Origin of the sequence: Leucobacter musarum subsp. musarum (assembly GCF_001273845.1) — a bacterium.
In the GTDB taxonomy this organism is placed as follows: Bacteria; Actinomycetota; Actinomycetes; order Actinomycetales; family Microbacteriaceae; genus Leucobacter; species Leucobacter musarum.
Window position 1 is genome coordinate 166,209 of record NZ_JHBW01000069.1, and the last position, 16,459, is coordinate 182,667.

14 protein-coding genes and 1 tRNA gene are annotated in these 16,459 nt (G+C 65.7%); 9 read left to right on the forward strand and 6 right to left on the reverse strand.

Translation table 11 applies throughout. The features are described from left to right. Positions 1 to 60 precede the first annotated feature (60 nt). Together CH42_RS07550 and CH42_RS07555 are read right to left on the reverse strand one after the other, a co-directional pair. Positions 61 to 894: an SDR family NAD(P)-dependent oxidoreductase gene (locus CH42_RS07550; protein WP_053352593.1), complete on the reverse strand. Its 834-nt coding sequence runs from the start codon at positions 892 to 894 to the stop codon at positions 61 to 63. Further along, positions 887 to 1,657, reverse strand: coding sequence for an AfsA-related hotdog domain-containing protein (locus CH42_RS07555; RefSeq protein WP_053352594.1), 771 nt, complete (start codon positions 1,655 to 1,657; stop codon positions 887 to 889). The genes CH42_RS07550 and CH42_RS07555 overlap by 8 nt, the downstream gene beginning before the upstream one ends. A 235-nt stretch (positions 1,658 to 1,892) precedes the next feature. Here CH42_RS07555 and CH42_RS07560 point away from each other — a divergent pair, with 235 nt between their 5' ends. Beyond that, a complete protein-coding gene (locus CH42_RS07560; protein ID WP_053352595.1) occupies positions 1,893 to 3,110 on the forward strand; it encodes a carbamoyl phosphate synthase large subunit in 1,218 nt (405 codons plus the stop codon). A gap of 29 nt (positions 3,111 to 3,139) precedes the next feature. Here the strand turns inward: CH42_RS07560 and CH42_RS07565 are convergent, their stop codons facing one another. Beyond that, positions 3,140 to 4,336, reverse strand: a complete 1,197-nt coding sequence (locus CH42_RS07565) for an alpha/beta fold hydrolase (RefSeq protein WP_053352596.1) — start codon at positions 4,334 to 4,336, stop codon at positions 3,140 to 3,142. 399 nt (positions 4,337 to 4,735) lie between these two features. Between CH42_RS07565 and CH42_RS07570 the strand changes: the two genes are divergently transcribed. The 8 genes from CH42_RS07570 (at position 4,736) to CH42_RS07605 (ending at position 13,509) form a co-directional block, all read left to right on the forward strand. Next, positions 4,736 to 5,413, forward strand: a complete 678-nt coding sequence (locus CH42_RS07570) for an ATP-binding cassette domain-containing protein (RefSeq protein ID WP_239683987.1) — start codon at positions 4,736 to 4,738, stop codon at positions 5,411 to 5,413. Then, positions 5,410 to 7,356, forward strand: coding sequence for a YhgE/Pip domain-containing protein (locus CH42_RS07575; protein ID WP_053352597.1), 1,947 nt, complete (start codon positions 5,410 to 5,412; stop codon positions 7,354 to 7,356). Before CH42_RS07570 ends, CH42_RS07575 begins: the two co-directional genes overlap by 4 nt. A gap of 58 nt (positions 7,357 to 7,414) precedes the next feature. After that, positions 7,415 to 8,815, forward strand: coding sequence for a glutamate decarboxylase (locus tag CH42_RS07580; protein WP_394325239.1), 1,401 nt, complete (start codon positions 7,415 to 7,417; stop codon positions 8,813 to 8,815). Positions 8,816 to 8,896: 81 nt separating this feature from the next. Next, positions 8,897 to 9,601, forward strand: coding sequence for a hypothetical protein (locus tag CH42_RS07585; RefSeq protein ID WP_053352599.1), 705 nt, complete (start codon positions 8,897 to 8,899; stop codon positions 9,599 to 9,601). 17 nt (positions 9,602 to 9,618) lie between these two features. Next, positions 9,619 to 10,698 carry a linear amide C-N hydrolase gene (locus CH42_RS07590; protein ID WP_053352600.1) on the forward strand — a complete coding sequence of 360 codons (1,080 nt, stop codon included), beginning with the start codon at positions 9,619 to 9,621 and terminating at the stop codon, positions 10,696 to 10,698. Positions 10,699 to 10,788: 90 nt separating this feature from the next. Beyond that, the gene (locus CH42_RS07595; RefSeq protein ID WP_075205291.1) at positions 10,789 to 11,757 is read left to right on the forward strand and encodes a hypothetical protein; all 969 of its coding nucleotides are present in this window, start codon (positions 10,789 to 10,791) and stop codon (positions 11,755 to 11,757) included. After that, a complete protein-coding gene (locus CH42_RS07600; RefSeq protein ID WP_053352601.1) occupies positions 11,754 to 12,728 on the forward strand; it encodes an FUSC family protein in 975 nt (324 codons plus the stop codon). The genes CH42_RS07595 and CH42_RS07600 overlap by 4 nt, the downstream gene beginning before the upstream one ends. 61 nt (positions 12,729 to 12,789) lie before the next feature. Next, positions 12,790 to 13,509, forward strand: a complete 720-nt coding sequence (locus CH42_RS07605; RefSeq protein WP_053352602.1) for a hypothetical protein — start codon at positions 12,790 to 12,792, stop codon at positions 13,507 to 13,509. A gap of 212 nt (positions 13,510 to 13,721) precedes the next feature. Here CH42_RS07605 and CH42_RS07610 read toward each other — a convergent pair. From CH42_RS07610 to CH42_RS07620, 3 genes are all read right to left on the reverse strand, one after another. Beyond that, positions 13,722 to 13,812: transfer RNA gene (locus CH42_RS07610), tRNA-Ser, on the reverse strand. Between the two features lie 58 nt (positions 13,813 to 13,870). Further along, positions 13,871 to 14,824 carry a cysteine synthase A gene (gene cysK, locus CH42_RS07615; protein WP_053352603.1) on the reverse strand — a complete coding sequence of 318 codons (954 nt, stop codon included), beginning with the start codon at positions 14,822 to 14,824 and terminating at the stop codon, positions 13,871 to 13,873. Positions 14,825 to 14,874: 50 nt separating this feature from the next. After that, positions 14,875 to 16,407: an NtaA/DmoA family FMN-dependent monooxygenase gene (locus CH42_RS07620; RefSeq protein ID WP_169780606.1), complete on the reverse strand. Its 1,533-nt coding sequence runs from the start codon at positions 16,405 to 16,407 to the stop codon at positions 14,875 to 14,877. Between the last annotated feature and the right edge of the window lie 52 nt (positions 16,408 to 16,459).

The following is a 16,459-nucleotide window of genomic DNA, read 5'->3' on the forward strand; positions in this document are numbered from 1 at the left end:
GAGAGCTTCGTCCATCGTATGAGCGACTGGGTGGGTGGCCGATGAGGCAGTCGCCTTAATTCATGTCGCCTCGCGCACCGACTTCTGCCGCCCCCGTCGCGCACCTAACATCGACCCACCGGTGACGTCGAGGGCGGAACCCGTGATGCGGCGGGCAGCGGGAGACGCCAGGAACACGACGGCCTGCGCGACATCATCGGGGTGCGCGACGCCGCCGAGCACCGCGAACGTGTCCATGTAGGCGATCGCCTCAGCATTCTGGAACAACTCGTACCCGTTGTCGGTAAACCCGGGGACCACGGTATTGATGCGAATTCCCCGTTCTGCCAGGGTCTCAGCGGCCTGCACCGTGAACGATTCGAGCGCGGCCTTACTCATCGCGTACGCGGTATCACCCGGACTCGAAAAGTGGGCGGACGCCGATGAGATGTTCACAATCGAAGCGTCTCTCGGCATCACCGGAACCAGCGACTGCACGAGAAAGAACGGTGCGCGCACGTTCGTGGCGAAGAAGTAGTCGAAGTCGTTCGGCGTCGTCCGAGCGAATTCGGGGCTGAGCAGCTCGGCGGCGTTGTTCACGATGAGGGTGAGCTCATGGCCATCAGACAACAGTTGCCGTGCACGGTCGCTGACCGCGACCACACCGGATTGCGTGCTCAGATCAGCACGCACGGTGAAACTCTCAACGCCCGCCGCACTGCACGCCCGTTCGATGTCGCGCAGTCGCGAATGCTCGGCGCGCGAGTGGAGCAAAAGCGTGTACCCGGCAGCGGCAAGCGCGTGCGCAATGCGACTGCCGATCCCGCCGCTTGCTCCGGTCACGAGCGCAAGCCCCCGCGACGGCGTCTGCTCAGTCACGAGCGCAAGCCCCCGCGACGGCGTCTGCTCAGTCATGAGCGAGGTGCCGCTCGTGCGTCGCGAACCGCATCTGCACCTGCGCAATTTCGACGCCGCGCTGACGCACGTGCGCCGTCGTCGCATTCGACTGCTCGCTCCGGTCGATGTCGATGGGCACGTTCGCGGTGCCCACGCGGGTGAAGTTGACCTCGAGCCACTCGACCGCACGAACCGTGCGATTGTCGTGGGTCGCGTCGAGGGCACGCGTGACGATCTGCATGCCTGCCAGGTGGGCATGTTGCGCATCGATCTGCGGTTTTCGCGCATTGAGGCGCAGCATCTCACGGGCTCGCTCAGCGATCGAGGGCGCAGGGTTGGTGATGGTGGATCGACTCATCTGCTCGATCCGCTCGAACAGGTCGGAATCGAGATAGACCCCTTCAATCTCGCTGCGCGCCGCACGCACGCAGCCGGCGGCAATCTCCACGGACGCCGCAACGACGACCTTTTTGCCGGCCCCCGAACGCTGGGACCGGCAGAGCAGCGTCAGTTCTCCGGAGCGACTCAGCTCCGCGTCATCAACCGCCGTGAACGCGGCCCGGGTGAGCAGCGACCGTGTCTCCAGCGGAACACCCAGCTGCAGGTGCGCGAAGCAGTGCATTGCCTGACGCGCGATTTCGATGGCGACGACGGGCCCGAGGTCAACGTCTGCAGGGATCCGGTACCGAAATCTCGCGCCGACCTCCGAAATCTCAATGACCTCTTGCACCCACGTGCGCCGATCATCTGCCTGGTGCGCCAGAGTGGCGAGCGATTCCACGAAGCACCCCTCACCCGAATTGACATTTCTTGAATCCAAATTAGATTCTAAACACTCCCGGTCGTTGCAATGCATCAATTGTGCGAATTTCATGCGCGTGTTCAGCAGAGAAGCAGCCAAGCCACAGCGCCGACGAACGAAATCGGTCCAGTGAACGTGTTGAAAATTGTTGGGACAACGCAGTGAATTCCGCCTAGGCTTATTTCATAGCCACAGGCAAAAGATAGGAATACCCATGCGAGTACTGGTCACGAGTTCACGAAACACCTTCGCACTCGACATCATTCGAAAGCTCGGCAGCCTGGGTCACGCCGTTGTCGCGTGCGACACCTACGGCGGCGCCATTGGCAATCACTCGAAGTTCGTCGAGGCCCATGAAGTCACCGCGTCTCCCCGCTACGACACCGATGGCTTCATCCGAGACATCCGGCGGATCGTCGAGGCGCATCGTATCGACCTCATCATTCCGGCGTTCGAAGAGGCGTTCTACCTCTCGGCGCGCACCGCCGACCTCCCCGAGCGTGTCTCCCTCTTCGCGGGTGCGTTCAACAGCCTGGCGCAACTGCACGACAAGGCCAGTTTTCAGCGAATCGTCGAACGATCGGGTGTTCCGATTCCAGAGACCGTCGTCGCAACCGACCACGCAACACTGGCCGAGGCCGCCGAGAGATTCGGACAGTACTTCGCCCGAGCCGCGTTCTCCCGGGGCGGAGTGGCGCTGCTCACGAACACCGGGCCGCTTGCCGGGCGCATGACGCTCGAGGAGTGCGTTCCCACTCCCGATCAGCCCTGGATCGTTCAGCCGTTCGTCGACGGCCCCATGGTCTGCACGTACAGCGTGGTCGTTCGGGGGCGCATCACCGCGCACTGCACGTATCGCGCGCCCGAGCAGTGGGCGAGCAGCACCGGCATCGCCTTCCTCGCCGTCGACAGCGCTGACACCCTGGCATACTCGCAGCGCATCATTTCCGAGGTCGACCCCGACTTCACCGGTCAACTATCGTTCGATTTCGTCGATCATGGCGACGAGCTCTACGCGATCGAGTGCAATCCGAGGCCGACGAACGGGGTCATCCTGCTCGAGGCCGACGAGTTTGCCCGGGCGCTGACCGGCGACGTCGCCGAACCCGTGGTCGTCGCCCCCGGAGAGCAGCGCCAGATCTCGCTGGCGGTACTCGCGGATGCCTTCACGGAACCGATCTCGCACCTGAAGACGACGTTGCACGACCTGCTGAAGGTGCGCGACATCAGCGCCGGCTGGAATGACGCGATGGCGATGCTCTGGAGCCCGGCGACTCTCGTGCACGGCGCCCGTCTCGGAGCAGCCGAACACGTCGCACTGCTGAGCGCTCTGGGCGACGACATCGTCTGGAACGGCGAGCCGATCGCGGGCATGAGCGATGCGGATCTCGCGACGCTCGACGCCATTCACGAGCAGCGCGAGCGGGCTTAGTCGAGCGGGGCGGGCGGAACCTCCGCAGGTTACTCGGAGCGCGCCGAATGGGCGACTCCAGCACCCCTGAATCCTTCGGTGCGGGCGATCCCGCGCACCAGTTGCGGCACGCGCGCTGCGATTCCGCGTCGCGGCAGCGTGTCGATCTCCGCGGCGAGCGCAGGCAGGCGTGTCTGTTCCCCGCGACACAGCACGCGAATCGCGTTGAGCGCGGCCGCAGGGTGAGTTTCGAGCGCGCTGTGACCGTTCGCGAGTTCCACCAGTGTCGACTGAGGCGCGATCCGGGCGACACGGCGCGCGATATCGATGGGCGTGCGCAGATCGCGATTACCTGCGAGCAGCACCACCGGCCAGTTGAACCCGGCAACGCCAGCCGTCAGGTCGAACGGTTCTGCGACGAACGGGGGAAACCGGTGCGCGAGGTTCGCGTACGTCGCGGCCGGATCGAGCGGGCCGCCGTCGGCAGGCGCGCCGTAGTGCAACTCACGAAAGGCGATCACCCCGGCGAGGTCGAATTCGTACACGCGTGGTACCCGCACGATCGATTCATCGCGAGCAGCGTATGCCGCGAGAGCACCCCAGGCGCGCCCGCCTCGCCGTGCAATGCGGCGACGCACCAACCACTCCACGAAATCGGGTCCGATCAGTTCATGACCCGCGCGCAGTACATCGAGGAGCGCACGTTGGGACTCACCTCGGGCAACGAGCTCCCGCACCCCCGACGCGAGTGCCGTATCAGCGCTCCACCAGAGCTCGCGTATCCGATGACGCTCGATCTCGATATCGGACGTGGATTGCAGCGCCGAATCGAGAATCATTCCGGCGACGCGCTCGGGGTGCTGCACGCCGAACCCCGAGGCCAGATAACTGCCGTACGAGGAGCCGTAGACGTGCACCTGGTCGATGCGTTCCCGATCGAGCACGGCCGCCAGATCATCGATCACTGCCTCGATGCGCATCGCACTGGGCGGCAGCGGTCGCGCGCGTACGTCGTACCGCGAACGCCCTACGCCGCGATGCTCGATCATGATGAGGTCGATGTCGCGCGCTGCAGCCCATCGCCGGAGCGCGCGATACGGCAGCACCGACCCGAGTCCGGGCCCGCCCGGGATCACAAGCACCGGAACCCCTGCTCCCGGCCGCTCGCGCACATACGCGAGCGGAAACTCAGGGCAGCCAGGAGCACTCGGGCGCACGACCCGGCGAATGCTTCGACCCTCGTTCACGCAGCCAGGGTACTCCGACCCTCATTGCACGCGCAGAACCGCAATGACCCGCGTCACCGATCAATGTTGCCGTTGTACATGTACTGAGTACGAAAATTCAAACAGACGTCATTATTCCGTATATGCCTAATCTATTGATACCCCCAAAATTCTTCTTGATACGAGAATAGTTTTAGACATAGTCTCGAAAGCGCACGGCTGTACCGAATTGCCCGATCTTCGCCGCGCGAGGCTTCGCCAGACTTGAAGCACCGCGACAGGTGACCGGTTCAAGGAGTACTTGTGACCCCGCACGAAACGCACGAACCCCATCATGCGGCGAGCGCCCCGCCACTCCCGCACAGTGACGAGCTACTCCAGGACGCTCCCGACTCGGAAGCGCTGCTTTCGCTTGAATCAGTGAGCGTCGAAGCCTCCTGGGGTCACATCTTCGGTCCCGTGAGTTTCACGGTGCCACGCGGAGGCGTCACTGTGCTGGTGGGCAATGGCGGCCGCGGTCGCACCGCGCTCCTCCTCACTTTGGCCGGACGCATGAAGCCATCGAGCGGCTCGATCACCGCCTTCGCCCGCACGGATGCACCCCACGATCTCTTCCGCCACGCGGGTGTTGGGTTCATCGGCGAGGTCGATGAAATCGTGCAGGCCATTCGAGTCCGCGACATCGTCACCGAGCAGCTCCGATGGAATCATCGCTGGTTCGCGTGGGTGCCACCGGCGACGCCCGACGATCTCGAGCGCTTGTGCCGCCCGGTGTTCGGGGATCTCGAGATTCCACACATCGATGCGATGGTCGAAGAGCTGCCCGAACTCACGGCCGCGCTGTTCCGCATCGCCGCAGCGAACACCAGGAGACCCGATCTGCTCGTGGTCGGCGGCATCGACACGCTCACGAGCGACGCTGCTTCAGCGCAATTGCTCGAGCGACTCATCGCACTCGGTACGAGCCAGACCGTCATCACCGCCGACGTGAACGGGCCGCGAACTGCGCTTCCCGTGCGCGCCTACATCGAAGTGCCCAACCTCACCAATCTGGAGTTCGCCGGCATGGAACGTGAAGAAACACAGGCTCCCGCATGATCGCCGCGTTCTCCCCGGGCAGCGACTTCAAGCGCTACTACCGGGGTCGCATGCCACGGCTGGCGTTCATCGTCATTCTGCTCATGCCGCTGATGTACGGCGCCCTGTACCTCTGGGCGTTCTGGAATCCGTTCGGCCACGTCGACAAGGTGCCCGTCGCCATCGTCAATCTCGATACAGGTGCCGAGATGCGCGGCGAGCAGATCGATGCAGGATCACAGGTGGTCTCGGGGCTCGTCGATTCAGGGCAGCTCGACCTCTTCGAAGTCAGCGAGGAGGCAGCGGCAACCGGCCTCTCCCACGGAAAGTACGACTTCACCATCACCGTGCCGGCCGACTTCTCATCGTCGGTGGTTTCGGCTGCGGGTGGCGATCCGCACTCCGCAGAATTGATCTTCACCTACGACGAATCGAACAACTATCTCTCGACGGTGATCGGTCAAGATGCGGCAGAGAAGGTCATCAACCAGGTCAGCGCTCAGGTGGGCGAGCAGGTGTTCCAAGCCGTGGTCACCGGGGTGGAGGGCACGATGCCGAAGCTGCGTGCCGCAGCCGAGGGGGTCGATGAGCTCAACACCGGCATGCAGCAGGCCGATGAGGGCGCGCAATTGCTCGCCACGAATCTCGTCACCGCGCGCGACGGGTCGGGCAAGCTCGCCGGTGCGATCGACGAAATCGTCGATCGCCTCGACGGCGTGATCGGCGACGCAGATCGCCTCATCGCGAACTCGGGCGTCACCGGCGCCGATGTGCGAGACGCGGCTCAGCGAGTGGACGCCAACGTCGGGGTCGCGACCGCGGTCGCTGACGACGTTGCCGCAGCGCAGGCCAGCACTCAGACGCAGCTCGACGCGGTGATCGCCGAGCTGCGCGATAGCGGCGATACCGCGGTCGCCGATCGACTTGAGGGTATTCGTGCATCCATCGACGCCGCACCGGCGGTCGAGCAGATGCGCGCGACATTTGACGCCGTGCACACCGACCTCGACATCGTGAATGGGCAACTCGTCGACCCCGACAGCCACATCAATGTCGTGCTGCGCGCCGTCGAAGACGGCGCGGTGGTGGCCGATCTCGCGGCGGCCCAGAACGCCGCGAATGAGCTGCGCAGTGGAGCCGATCAGCTCAACTCCGGACTCATCCAGCTGAGCGACGGCGCAGACCAGCTCGCTGCCGGCACCCCGAAGCTCGCCTCGGGCACCGCGCAGCTCGAAGAGGGAGTCGCTCAGGCGATGAAGCTGCTGCCGCACTGGGACAACGACCAGCAAGAGAGCTTCATCAAGACCCTTGCGCAGCCGGTGAAACTCGTCGAGCACACCGAGCACGAGGCGAAGACCTTTGCGTACGGCTTCGCCCCGTTCTTCCTCGGCCTCGCGCTCTTCGTCGGCAGCATCATCGCGTGGATGCTGTTCACCCCGCTCCAAGCACGGCCGCTCGCCCAGGGTCTGGGGTCGATCCGAACCGTACTGGCCTCGTTCGCGCCGACGCTGCTCGTCGGGGTCACCCAGGGAACGATTCTCTACCTCGTCATCTACTTCGGCCTCGGCCTGCACCCGGCCTACCCGATCCCGACACTGCTGTTCATGTGGCTCATGGTCGCGATGTTCCTCGCGATGATTCAGATGTTCAATGCGCTCTTCGGCGCAGCGGTCGGTCGCGTGATCACGCTGGCGTTCCTCATGGTCATGCTCACCTCCGCCGGTGGCATCTACCCGGTTCCCACGACGAGTCCGCTCTTCCAGTGGATCCATCCCTACGATCCGATGACCTACACCGTCACTGGCTTGCGGCAACTCATCATGGGCGGCATCGACTATCGCATGGGCATCGCCGTCGCCGTCATCACCGGGCTGACGCTCGCATTCCTCGCGGCATCCACGTGGGCGGCGCGCAGAAACCGGTTGTACAACATGGACCGCCTGTACCCGCCGGTCGAAGTCTGACCTCGGCCCACCAGCCACACCGACCCGATCTGATTCACCGAAGAGAAATGAGTGTCACTTGTCTGAGATGTATCGCAACGCCACCGAGCAGCCCGACGCCGCGAAGATCCTGGTCAATCCGGTCTTCGCGCGGCCGGGAGAAGATTCGGATCTGCCGAAGTTCCAGATTCCCGACGGCATGATGTCGGGCGACACCGCCTATCAGATCATTCACGACGAGGCCATGCTCGATGGCAATTCGCGGTTGAACCTCGCGACGTTCGTGTCGACCTGGATGGATGACCACGCGCAGAAGCTCTACGCCGAAGCCGCCGACAAGAACATGATCGATAAAGACGAGTACCCGGCGACGGCGGCGATCGAGGATCGCTGCTGGCGCATGCTCGCCGACCTGTGGCACGTGCCCGATGCCTCAGACACGATCGGCACCTCGACGATCGGCTCGTCCGAGGCGTGCATGCTTGGCGGACTCGCGCTGAAGCGGCTGTGGCAGGAGCGCCGCCGCGCGGCCGGGCAGTCGACCGAGCAGCCCAATCTCGTGCTGTCGGCCGGGGTGCAGGTCGTGTGGGAGAAGTTCTGCAACTACTGGGATGTCGAGGCGCGATATGTTCCCGTGACCGAGGATCACCTGGTGCTCGACGGCTACGAGCTCGAGAAGTACGTCGACGAGAACACCATCGGTGTCGTCGCGATTCTCGGCCAGACCTACACCGGCCTATACGAGCCGGTGCAGCAGATCGCGGCGAAGCTCGATGAGATTCAGGCCGCAACGGGCGTGGATGTGAAGATCCACGTCGACGGCGCATCGGGAGCCATGGTCGCTCCGTTCTGCCAGCCCGACCTCACCTGGGATTTCGCGGTCGAGCGCGTCAACTCCATCAGCACCTCCGGCCACAAGTACGGGCTCGTCTATCCGGGCGTCGGGTGGGTCGTCTGGCGCAACTCCGCGGTGTGCCCGGAAAGCCTCATCTTCCATGTGAGTTACCTCGGCGGCGACATGCCGACGCTGGCGCTCAACTTCTCGCGACCGGGCGCCCAGGTACTACTGCAGTACTACCAGTTCCTGCGTCTCGGGCGCGAGGGCTACCGCGCCGTGCAGCAGGGGTCGATCGATGTCGCGACCTATTTGTCGTCTGAGATCGCCCAAATGGCGCCCTTCGAACTCGTCAGCCGAGGCGACACCATTCCGGTCTTCGCCTGGAAACTCGTGCCCGGCGAGCGCAATTGGAATCTCTACGATCTCGCCGACCGATTGCGCATGCGCGGCTGGCTGGTGCCTGCCTATCCGATGCCCGACGATCTCTCGGACCTCGTCGTACAGCGCATCGTCGTGCGACTCGGCCTCAGCCGCGATCTCGCCGAGCTGCTGCTTTCCGCGATTCACGAAGAAGTCGATTTCCTGGAGCGGCTTGACGCACCCATCCCCCGCGAGCGCGCGCGCACCAATTTCGCCCACTGATGCGCGAACGGTGCCCTGATCGCCTCGGCGGTCGGGGCGCCCCGCATCTCCGTTCGCGCCTCCAGAAGGGACCCAGTACCGATGACTACCGCCGCAGCGACCGCGCAGCGTATCCCATGGCTCGTGCCCACGCTCACCAAGCAGAGCGTGTCGTTCATGATCGGGTCGGCACTCTTCGCCATCGGCACCGCAGTCAGCATCTGGGATCTCGGCAGCGCGCAACTCACGAACGTGCTCTGCTTCATCGGTGCCTGGTTCTTCACCGCGGCCGGACTCATGCAGCTCGCCCTGAGCGGTGCGCCGGTGGTCGCCGTGCCCTACGGCACGGGACGCATGTTCCGCGCCGAGTGGCTGGCCGCCGCCACCCAGAGCCTCGGCACCATTCTCTTCAATATCAGCACGAGCGCCGCGCTCACGGCTGCCTCGGTGCGCACCGAGGAGAAACTCGTGTGGAACCCCGACGCCGGAGGCTCCGTCGCGTTTCTCGTTAGCGCCGTCTTCGTCTACGTCGCATACGTGCGCGATCGCGGCCGCGCTTGGGAGCCGCGCCGTTCGGGCTGGTGGTCCGCCCACATCAACATGCTCGGGTGCATCGCCTTCGGCTTCTCAGCGGTCGGCGCCTACGTGCTCTCCGACGGCAGCCTCAAGGACGCCGCGGTCGCGAACTGGGGCACCTTCATCGGCGCGATCGCGTTCTTCCTGGCTTCCGCGATCGTGCTGCCGCAGCTCCACCGCTCCACCTCCATCTCACGCTCCACCTCACTCAACGATTCACCCCACACCTGAAGGGATGTACACGGATCATGTGCACACGAGTAGTTTGGCCCGACGCGAACGGATCGGTCATCGTTGGCCGCAACATGGACTTCCATATGGATCTCCTCACCAACCTGTGGAAGCATCCGCGGGGCATCGATCGAACCGATGGGGTCGACGGGTCGCTGACCTGGACCTCGAAGTATGGCAGCATCATCGCCACGGCCTTTGATCTGATCGCGACCGACGGCATGAACGAGGCCGGTTTCGCCGGGCACATACTGTGGCTCGCGGAATCCGACTACGGCAAGCCCGAAGCGAGCGCGACGCAGCTCAGCCAGGCGATCTGGCTGCAGTACTACCTCGACAACTTCGCCACTGTCGCCGAGGCGGTCGCCTGGACCAACGAGTCTCAGGTGCAGATCTCTCAGCTGTTCGACCCCACCGGCCACCTGGTGCCGACGTTGCACCTCGCCATCAACGACGCCTCGGGCGACTCCGCGATTATCGAGTACACCGATGGCACGCCGAAGGTGTATCACAGCCGCGACTACCAGGTCATGACGAATTCGCCGACCTTCGATCAGCAGCTCGAACTCGTGCAGCAGTACACCGGGCTGGGCGGCGACCAACCACTCCCGGGTTCGACGCTCGCCACCGATCGCTTCGCCCGGGCGTCATACTACGTGCAGCATCAGGTGCAGCCGAAGACGCAGGTCGACGCGATCGCGGCGATGTTCAGCATCATCCGCAACGCCGCGCAGCCGTTCCGCACGCCCGAACCGGGCAAGCCCGACGCCTCGCAGACGATCTGGCAGGTCGTGCTCGACCTCACCAATAAGCGGTACGTCTTCGAATCGACCACGCGGCCGGGCATCGTCTGGGTGAACCTCGATGATCTGAGCTTTGAGCCCGGAACGAAGGTGCTGAAGCTCGATCTCGTGGGCCGACTCGCACTCGAGGGCGGTCTCGCGGGCAACGTGAGCCACCAGTTCGCCGACGTGGGCGAAGACGCCCTCAAGGTGCTCGCCACCGGGGTCACCGCGCTCGAATTCGTCGCGAAGAAGCGCGACGAATTCTCGGTCATTCAGCGAGCGGTGCAGCAGCTCGTCGGCGCTCAAAAGTAACGCCGTCGCCGGTCGCGCGCCCCGAAACGCGCGACCGGCGCTTCACCGCCCTCGTCGGACCTGCCTGCGCATCTGCAGAAAAGAGCTCACATGATCGTCGGATCGATGCCCGTTCTGGGAATCGCGCTCGCGCTGTGCTCGGCCGCAGTGCTCTCGGTGGGCAATCTGTGGCAGAGTCGCGGCGTGCGACTCGCCGCCGAGCGCGCCGAAGCGTCGGGGTCGAGTTCGGCCTCGGCTCGCCAACTGCTGCGCACGCCGGTGTGGCTCGGCGGAACCCTGCTGTTCGGCATCGCCATCCTGCTGCAGATGGGGGGCCTCGCCCTCGCTCCCCTCATTCTCGTGCAACCGATCGGCGTCGCGGCGCTCGTCTTCACGACGCTGCTCACGGCGCGCTCCAGCGGTCGACGCCCCGCCCGAACCGTCGTCCAGGCGATCCTGCTCTCACTCGTCGGCGTCATCGCGTTCGTCACCGTCGCCGCCGTGGTGAGCAAGCAGCGTCCCATCGGCACGCAGCAGCTCGTCGAAATGCTCACGACGCTCGGCGCCGTACTCATCGCCGCCCTGGTCGTGGTGCTCGTCGGCAAGCGCGGCACGCTGCCCCCGCTCGTGTACGTCGCACTCGGTGGCGTGTTTTCGGGCTTCGTGGCGACGCTCGGCAAGACCGTCATTCTGCGAGTCGAAGACATGTTCACCGGCGGACGATTCCACTTCGGACCCGAGTCATTGCTCACCCTGGTGTGCATCGTGGGCATCGGAGTCGCGTCGGGCCTCTCCATCTACTTCGTGCAGTTCTCGCACACCTGCAACTCCCCCGACGTGGTGATCGCCGGGCTCACGGTCATCGACCCGGCTCTGGCCGTGGTGCTCGGGATCACCATTCTGCACGAGGCCGCCGGCGCACCCATGTGGTCGACGTTCGCCTTCGTCGTCGCCGGGGCGATCGCTGTGCTCGGGGTGCTGCGGCTCGCACGCGCCGAGGGGTCGCTCGAGGCCGTATCCAGCGACTCGTCTGCACCGCAACCGTCGAGCTCTCATCCGCGTACCGGTGACCGCGCATGAGCCGTCTCAGCTTCGAAGCCCTCGGCTCGGCGCGGCTGACGCTCAAGCAGATTGCGATCGCGTGCGCCCTCGTCGCGCTCGCGGCGGTCGTACTCGGTGCGAGCCGCTGGTTGATCGGGCCGAACACGGCGATGGCGGGGTACCTCACCATCCTGTTTCTGCTGGCCGTGGTGCGCGCGAACGATTGGCGGTCGCGCCTGCAGGCCGCACTCTGGTCGCTCACGGTCGCACTCGTCGGGTTCGCCGTCGGCGGGCTCGGGCTCTGGGTAACGCTGATCGCGCTCGTCGTCGTCGCCCTCGCGCAGGGCCTCGTCACGATGGGCGAGACCGTGCTGCTCACCCGTTCGCCCGTGAATCTCCTCGCTTTCGCCTCGCTCGGGCAGTCGGGCGCGCAGCTCTGGCACGTCTTGGCCGGTGCCGCGATCGGTTCGATCCTGGTGCTCGGCTTCGCCGCGATCACCAACCACCGCGGGCATCTTCCGTCTGCTTCCAAGTCGGTATCGGAGCGGCTGTGGTACGGCTTCGCGACGGCGGCGGGCGCCGTGATCATCGTGCTGGTCGCCGAACTCATCGATTTTCCGTACGTCGGGTGGACCCTGCTCTCGTTCTCGATCATGCTGTCATTCGACGCGGATCAGCGAGCGAATCGGGGGTATCTCCGTCTGCTGGGGTCACTCGTGGGAGCACTCGCCGCGGTCGGCATCGCGGCGCTGCCGGCTCCGGTTCCGATGATCGCCGCCGTCGTCTGCATGGTGCTCTGCGTCGCCTATCTCAACGCCGGCAACTACGCCCTGTTCATGCTGTTCATCACCCCCGCGGTGCTCCTCACCGCTGCCTCCGAGTACTCGCTGCTGCGACTCGGTCTCTACCGACTTGAGGCCGCACTCTTCGCCTCGTTCGTCGCACTCGCCCTCGCGTACGCCGTGCGCAAGATTGCACCGACGGACCACGGATTCAGGATCAGCGTGTGAGACATGCACTGCGGAGCAGCCGTGCGTGCCTCCGCCATTCGCTCGACGCCGGGAGGCACTCGTGACGCACTCGCTCGGCTGGATCCCCTCGATCGTGCTGCTGGTCGGGTTCGCACTGAGCATGGGCAGTCACCCGGCAACCTATGGTGCGACCGCCGACATGCTCGCGCGCAACACCCGCTGGCTGCCGCGGCTCGCCTCGATGTCGATCGGGCTGATCATCGGCACCACACTGCTCTTCACCCTGTTCCGTTTCTTCGACCCCTCGAGTTTCGTACACGTCTGGCTGCGTCGCGTCGGAATCGTGATCGCGCTGCCCCGCACCGATCTGATCATCGGCTGCATCTGCATCGCGGGGGCGCTCGCCGTGGCGGTCTGGAAGTTGCGGCAACCCCGCCGCGCGCCGCGCGCCGCGGGCGATCCGGAAGCATCACGCGTTCCCCGCTCCGACGCGACGTTTGCCGCATACTTCGTGATCGGCCTCAGCAGCTCCATCGTCGGGTTCACCACCCTTCCCGTCATGTACCTCACCGGGCAGGTGGTGTCGCAGATCAGTGCACACCTCGTGCCGCGCGCACTGGCGTACGCGATATTTCTCAGCGCCCTGATTGGGCCGTTCTTCGCGATCGCACTCGCCTGGAGCCGGCTCCCCACGCTCTCCGCGCGGGTGTCGCGCGCCTACCGTTCCGTGCTTGCCTGGGACCTGCGCTGGGCGCTCTGCGGCTTCCTGCTCGTAGTGGGTCTCGCTGCGATCGCGATCGACGTGGCGCGGCAGGCGTGAGCCGACTGGCGATCGGCCGGTCGCCGTCTGCCTGCTCGCCCGGCAGCCAGTCCGTGCGCACTCTGGCTTGCCCGTTCCGAATCGGTGTCAATATGTGTCGCGGAAATGCCGGATCAGGTCGCAGAAGCGACACTTTTCGACACCGATTCGCCGAGGCGTCGCTCGGGCAGACGCACGAAGGGCCCATCGCTGCGCGACAGGCCCTTCGGTTATGGCGGAGGGTAGGGGATTTGAACCCCTGACTGGGGGTTACCCAGTGCTTGTTTTCAAGACAAGTTCCTTCGGCCGCTCGGACAACCCTCCGCGAACGAGCTTAGCAGCGCAGCCGCAGTGGTTCGGCCCATACGGGCAAACCCCGCACTCAGCCCCGTGCGTGGTCGAACAGCTCGGCCGACAGATACCGCTCACCCGTGTCGGGCAGCACGGCGACGATCGTCTTGCCCGCGTACTCGGGGCGCGCCGAGAGCTCGCGGGCTGCGGCGAGCGCGGCCCCCGACGAGACGCCGACGAGCAGCCCCTCGGTCGCGAGTGCCTCGCGCGCGGTGCGGATGGCTTCGTTGCTCGCGATGCTGATGATCTCGTCGGCGATCTCGATGTCGAGCACGGGCGGGAAGCCGTTGCCGCCAATGATGCCCTGGATCTTGTGCGGGGTGAACTCGCCACCCGAGAGCACGGGCGCCTCGGCGGGCTGCACGGCGATCACGCGAATCTCGGGGTTCTGCGCCTTAAGATAGCGCCCGGCGCCGGTCAGCGTGCCCCCGGTACCCACGGTCGCGACGAGCACGTCGACGGTACCAGCAGTGTCGGCCCAGATCTCAGGCCCCGTGGTGCGCTCGTGCACCGCGGGGTTCGCGTCGTTGCCGCCCTGACCCGACAGAAACGCGCCGGGGGTGCGTTCGAGAATGCGCCCGGCCTCTTGGTTCGCACCGGCCATCGCTTCGGGCCCGGGCGTGAGCACGAGCTCGGCCCCGAGCGCGCGCAGCAGCGTGCGGCGCTCGTTCGAGACGTCGTCGGGCATCACGATGATGACGCGGTATCCCTTGACGGCGCCGATCCAGGCGAGGGCGATGCCGGTGTTGCCGCTCGTCGCCTCGATGATGGTGCCGCCGGGCTGCAGACGCCCATCCGCCTCGGCCGCCTGCACGATGGAGAGGGCCGTGCGATCCTTCACGCTCGATGCGGGGTTGGCCGACTCGAGCTTGCCCAGCACCTCGGCTCCTCCGGGCGGTACGACCCGGTTGATGCGGACGAGGGGCGTGCCGCCGACGAGGTCGGCCACGCTGTCGGCGATGCGCCGATCCTGCTGCTCACTCATGCTCTCAACCTACGGTGTTCGGGGCCGGCTGCGACGAAATCGCTGAAACGTTACTGCGCATTGGACGACTCAGCGGCGGGCTCGGGTGCGAGTTCGGAGGCCTGCTCGAGGGCGTCGAGCGCTGCCCGCTCCTCGTCGATGCCGCCGGGGCCGTAGTAGCTCTGCGGCTTCGACAGACCGAGGTGGCCGCGGAACGTGGTGGTCTCGTACTCGGTGCGGTGCAGGCCGCGCTGCTGCAGGATCGGAACCACCTCGTCCACAAAGCGGTCGAGCTGCGTCCACAGGTACGGCGACTGGATGTTGAAGCCGTCGGCCGCTCCCCCGTCGAACCACTCCTCCAGGAAATCGGCGACCTGTGCGGCCGTGCCGTTAATGATCGGGAACCCGTCGATGATCGCGGAGTACAGCAGATCGCGCGCGTGCACGGCCTGGGCGCCGCCCGGGGTGCGGTCGGTGCGCTGCGCGATCTGGGCGAGCAGTCGCTGCCCCTCCGCGTTGAAGGACTCGGCGTGCGACGCATCGACCTCGCCGTCGAGCCCGAGGCGGGTGAGATCAGCCCCGATGCGCGCGGAGACGATGCCAAGGTTGCGTGTGCCGTACTTGAGCGGCCCGCCGGCGCGCGGGTTCGCCGCGACCTCCTGCCAGTGGGCGGCGTCGTGCCCGCCGGTGATGGGGTCTGCGTCGAGCGGCAGTGACGCGTTGAGCCGATCGTAGATCGCGATCGCGGCCTCGCGGGTGTCGGCCACGATGGGCGTGACGCCGGGCAGGAAGAGCACCTCGTCGGGGTTGCGACCGTGTGCGGCGGCCCGGGCCCGCACGTCGGCGTTGAACGCCGCCGAATCGGCGATCGACTTCGGGCCGGTGAAGTTCACGTCGCACCACTTCGAGGTGAGCTGGCGCGAGAGTTCGCTGGCACCGGCGTAGAGCAGCGGCGGGTGGCCCTGCGGCGGGCGCAGCAGCGGCAGGGTGCCGTCGACGCTGAAGTGCTTGCCCTTCCAGCCGAGGCGGTGGAACTTGCTGTTGTCGATGAACGTGCCCGCCTCCTTATCTTGGATGTAGGCGCCCTCCTCGACGCTGTCCCACAGCCGTTTCACGATCTCGATGAACTCGTCGGCGCGCTCGTAGCGCGTCTCGCCGCCGAGGTCGGGCAGGCTGAAGTTGCGGGCGGCGACGTCGTTTGCGCCGAGCACCACGTTCCAGGCGAGGCGACCGCCGCTCAGGTGATCCAGCGACGCCGTCATGCGCGCGAGGATGTAGGGGTCGTAGTACGTGGGGTGCGCGGTGACGACGATGCCGATGTCGGTGGTGCCGAGCGCGAGCTGCGATCCGAGCGTGAAGGGTTCGAGGCGGCCCGTGTTGTGGGTAGTGATCCACTGCTCTTGTACGAGGTCGCCGGGCAGGGTGTCGCCGAGGAAGAAGAAGTCGAACTTGCCGCGCTCGACGGTCTGTGCGGCGCGCAGTGCGTAGGCGTAGTCGAAGGCACCGTCTTGCGGGGCTTCGGGCTGGCGCCAGCCGCCCCAGTGGGTGCCGTTGACCCAGTACATGTAGCCAAGATGAATGTGTCGAGCCGGGGTGTCGCTCATCGGTCGCCTTTCCGGGCCGGGGCCCGCGGGGGTCGTGTGGGGTGTGGTCATG

What these genes read in the sequence shown, in the direction of transcription:
- CH42_RS07550 (WP_053352593.1), bottom strand. Translation starts at nt 894, where the DNA reads ATGACTGAGCAGACGCCGTCGCGGGGGCTTGCGCTCGTGACTGAGCAG.
- CH42_RS07560 (WP_053352595.1), top strand. Translation starts at nt 1,893, where the DNA reads ATGCGAGTACTGGTCACGAGTTCACGAAACACCTTCGCACTCGACATC.
- CH42_RS07575 (WP_053352597.1), top strand. Translation starts at nt 5,410, where the DNA reads ATGATCGCCGCGTTCTCCCCGGGCAGCGACTTCAAGCGCTACTACCGG.
- CH42_RS07585 (WP_053352599.1), top strand. Translation starts at nt 8,897, where the DNA reads ATGACTACCGCCGCAGCGACCGCGCAGCGTATCCCATGGCTCGTGCCC.
- CH42_RS07590 (WP_053352600.1), top strand. Translation starts at nt 9,619, where the DNA reads ATGTGCACACGAGTAGTTTGGCCCGACGCGAACGGATCGGTCATCGTT.
- CH42_RS07595 (WP_075205291.1), top strand. Translation starts at nt 10,789, where the DNA reads ATGATCGTCGGATCGATGCCCGTTCTGGGAATCGCGCTCGCGCTGTGC.
- CH42_RS07600 (WP_053352601.1), top strand. Translation starts at nt 11,754, where the DNA reads ATGAGCCGTCTCAGCTTCGAAGCCCTCGGCTCGGCGCGGCTGACGCTC.
- cysK (WP_053352603.1), bottom strand. Translation starts at nt 14,824, where the DNA reads ATGAGTGAGCAGCAGGATCGGCGCATCGCCGACAGCGTGGCCGACCTC.
- CH42_RS07620 (WP_169780606.1), bottom strand. Translation starts at nt 16,407, where the DNA reads ATGAGCGACACCCCGGCTCGACACATTCATCTTGGCTACATGTACTGG.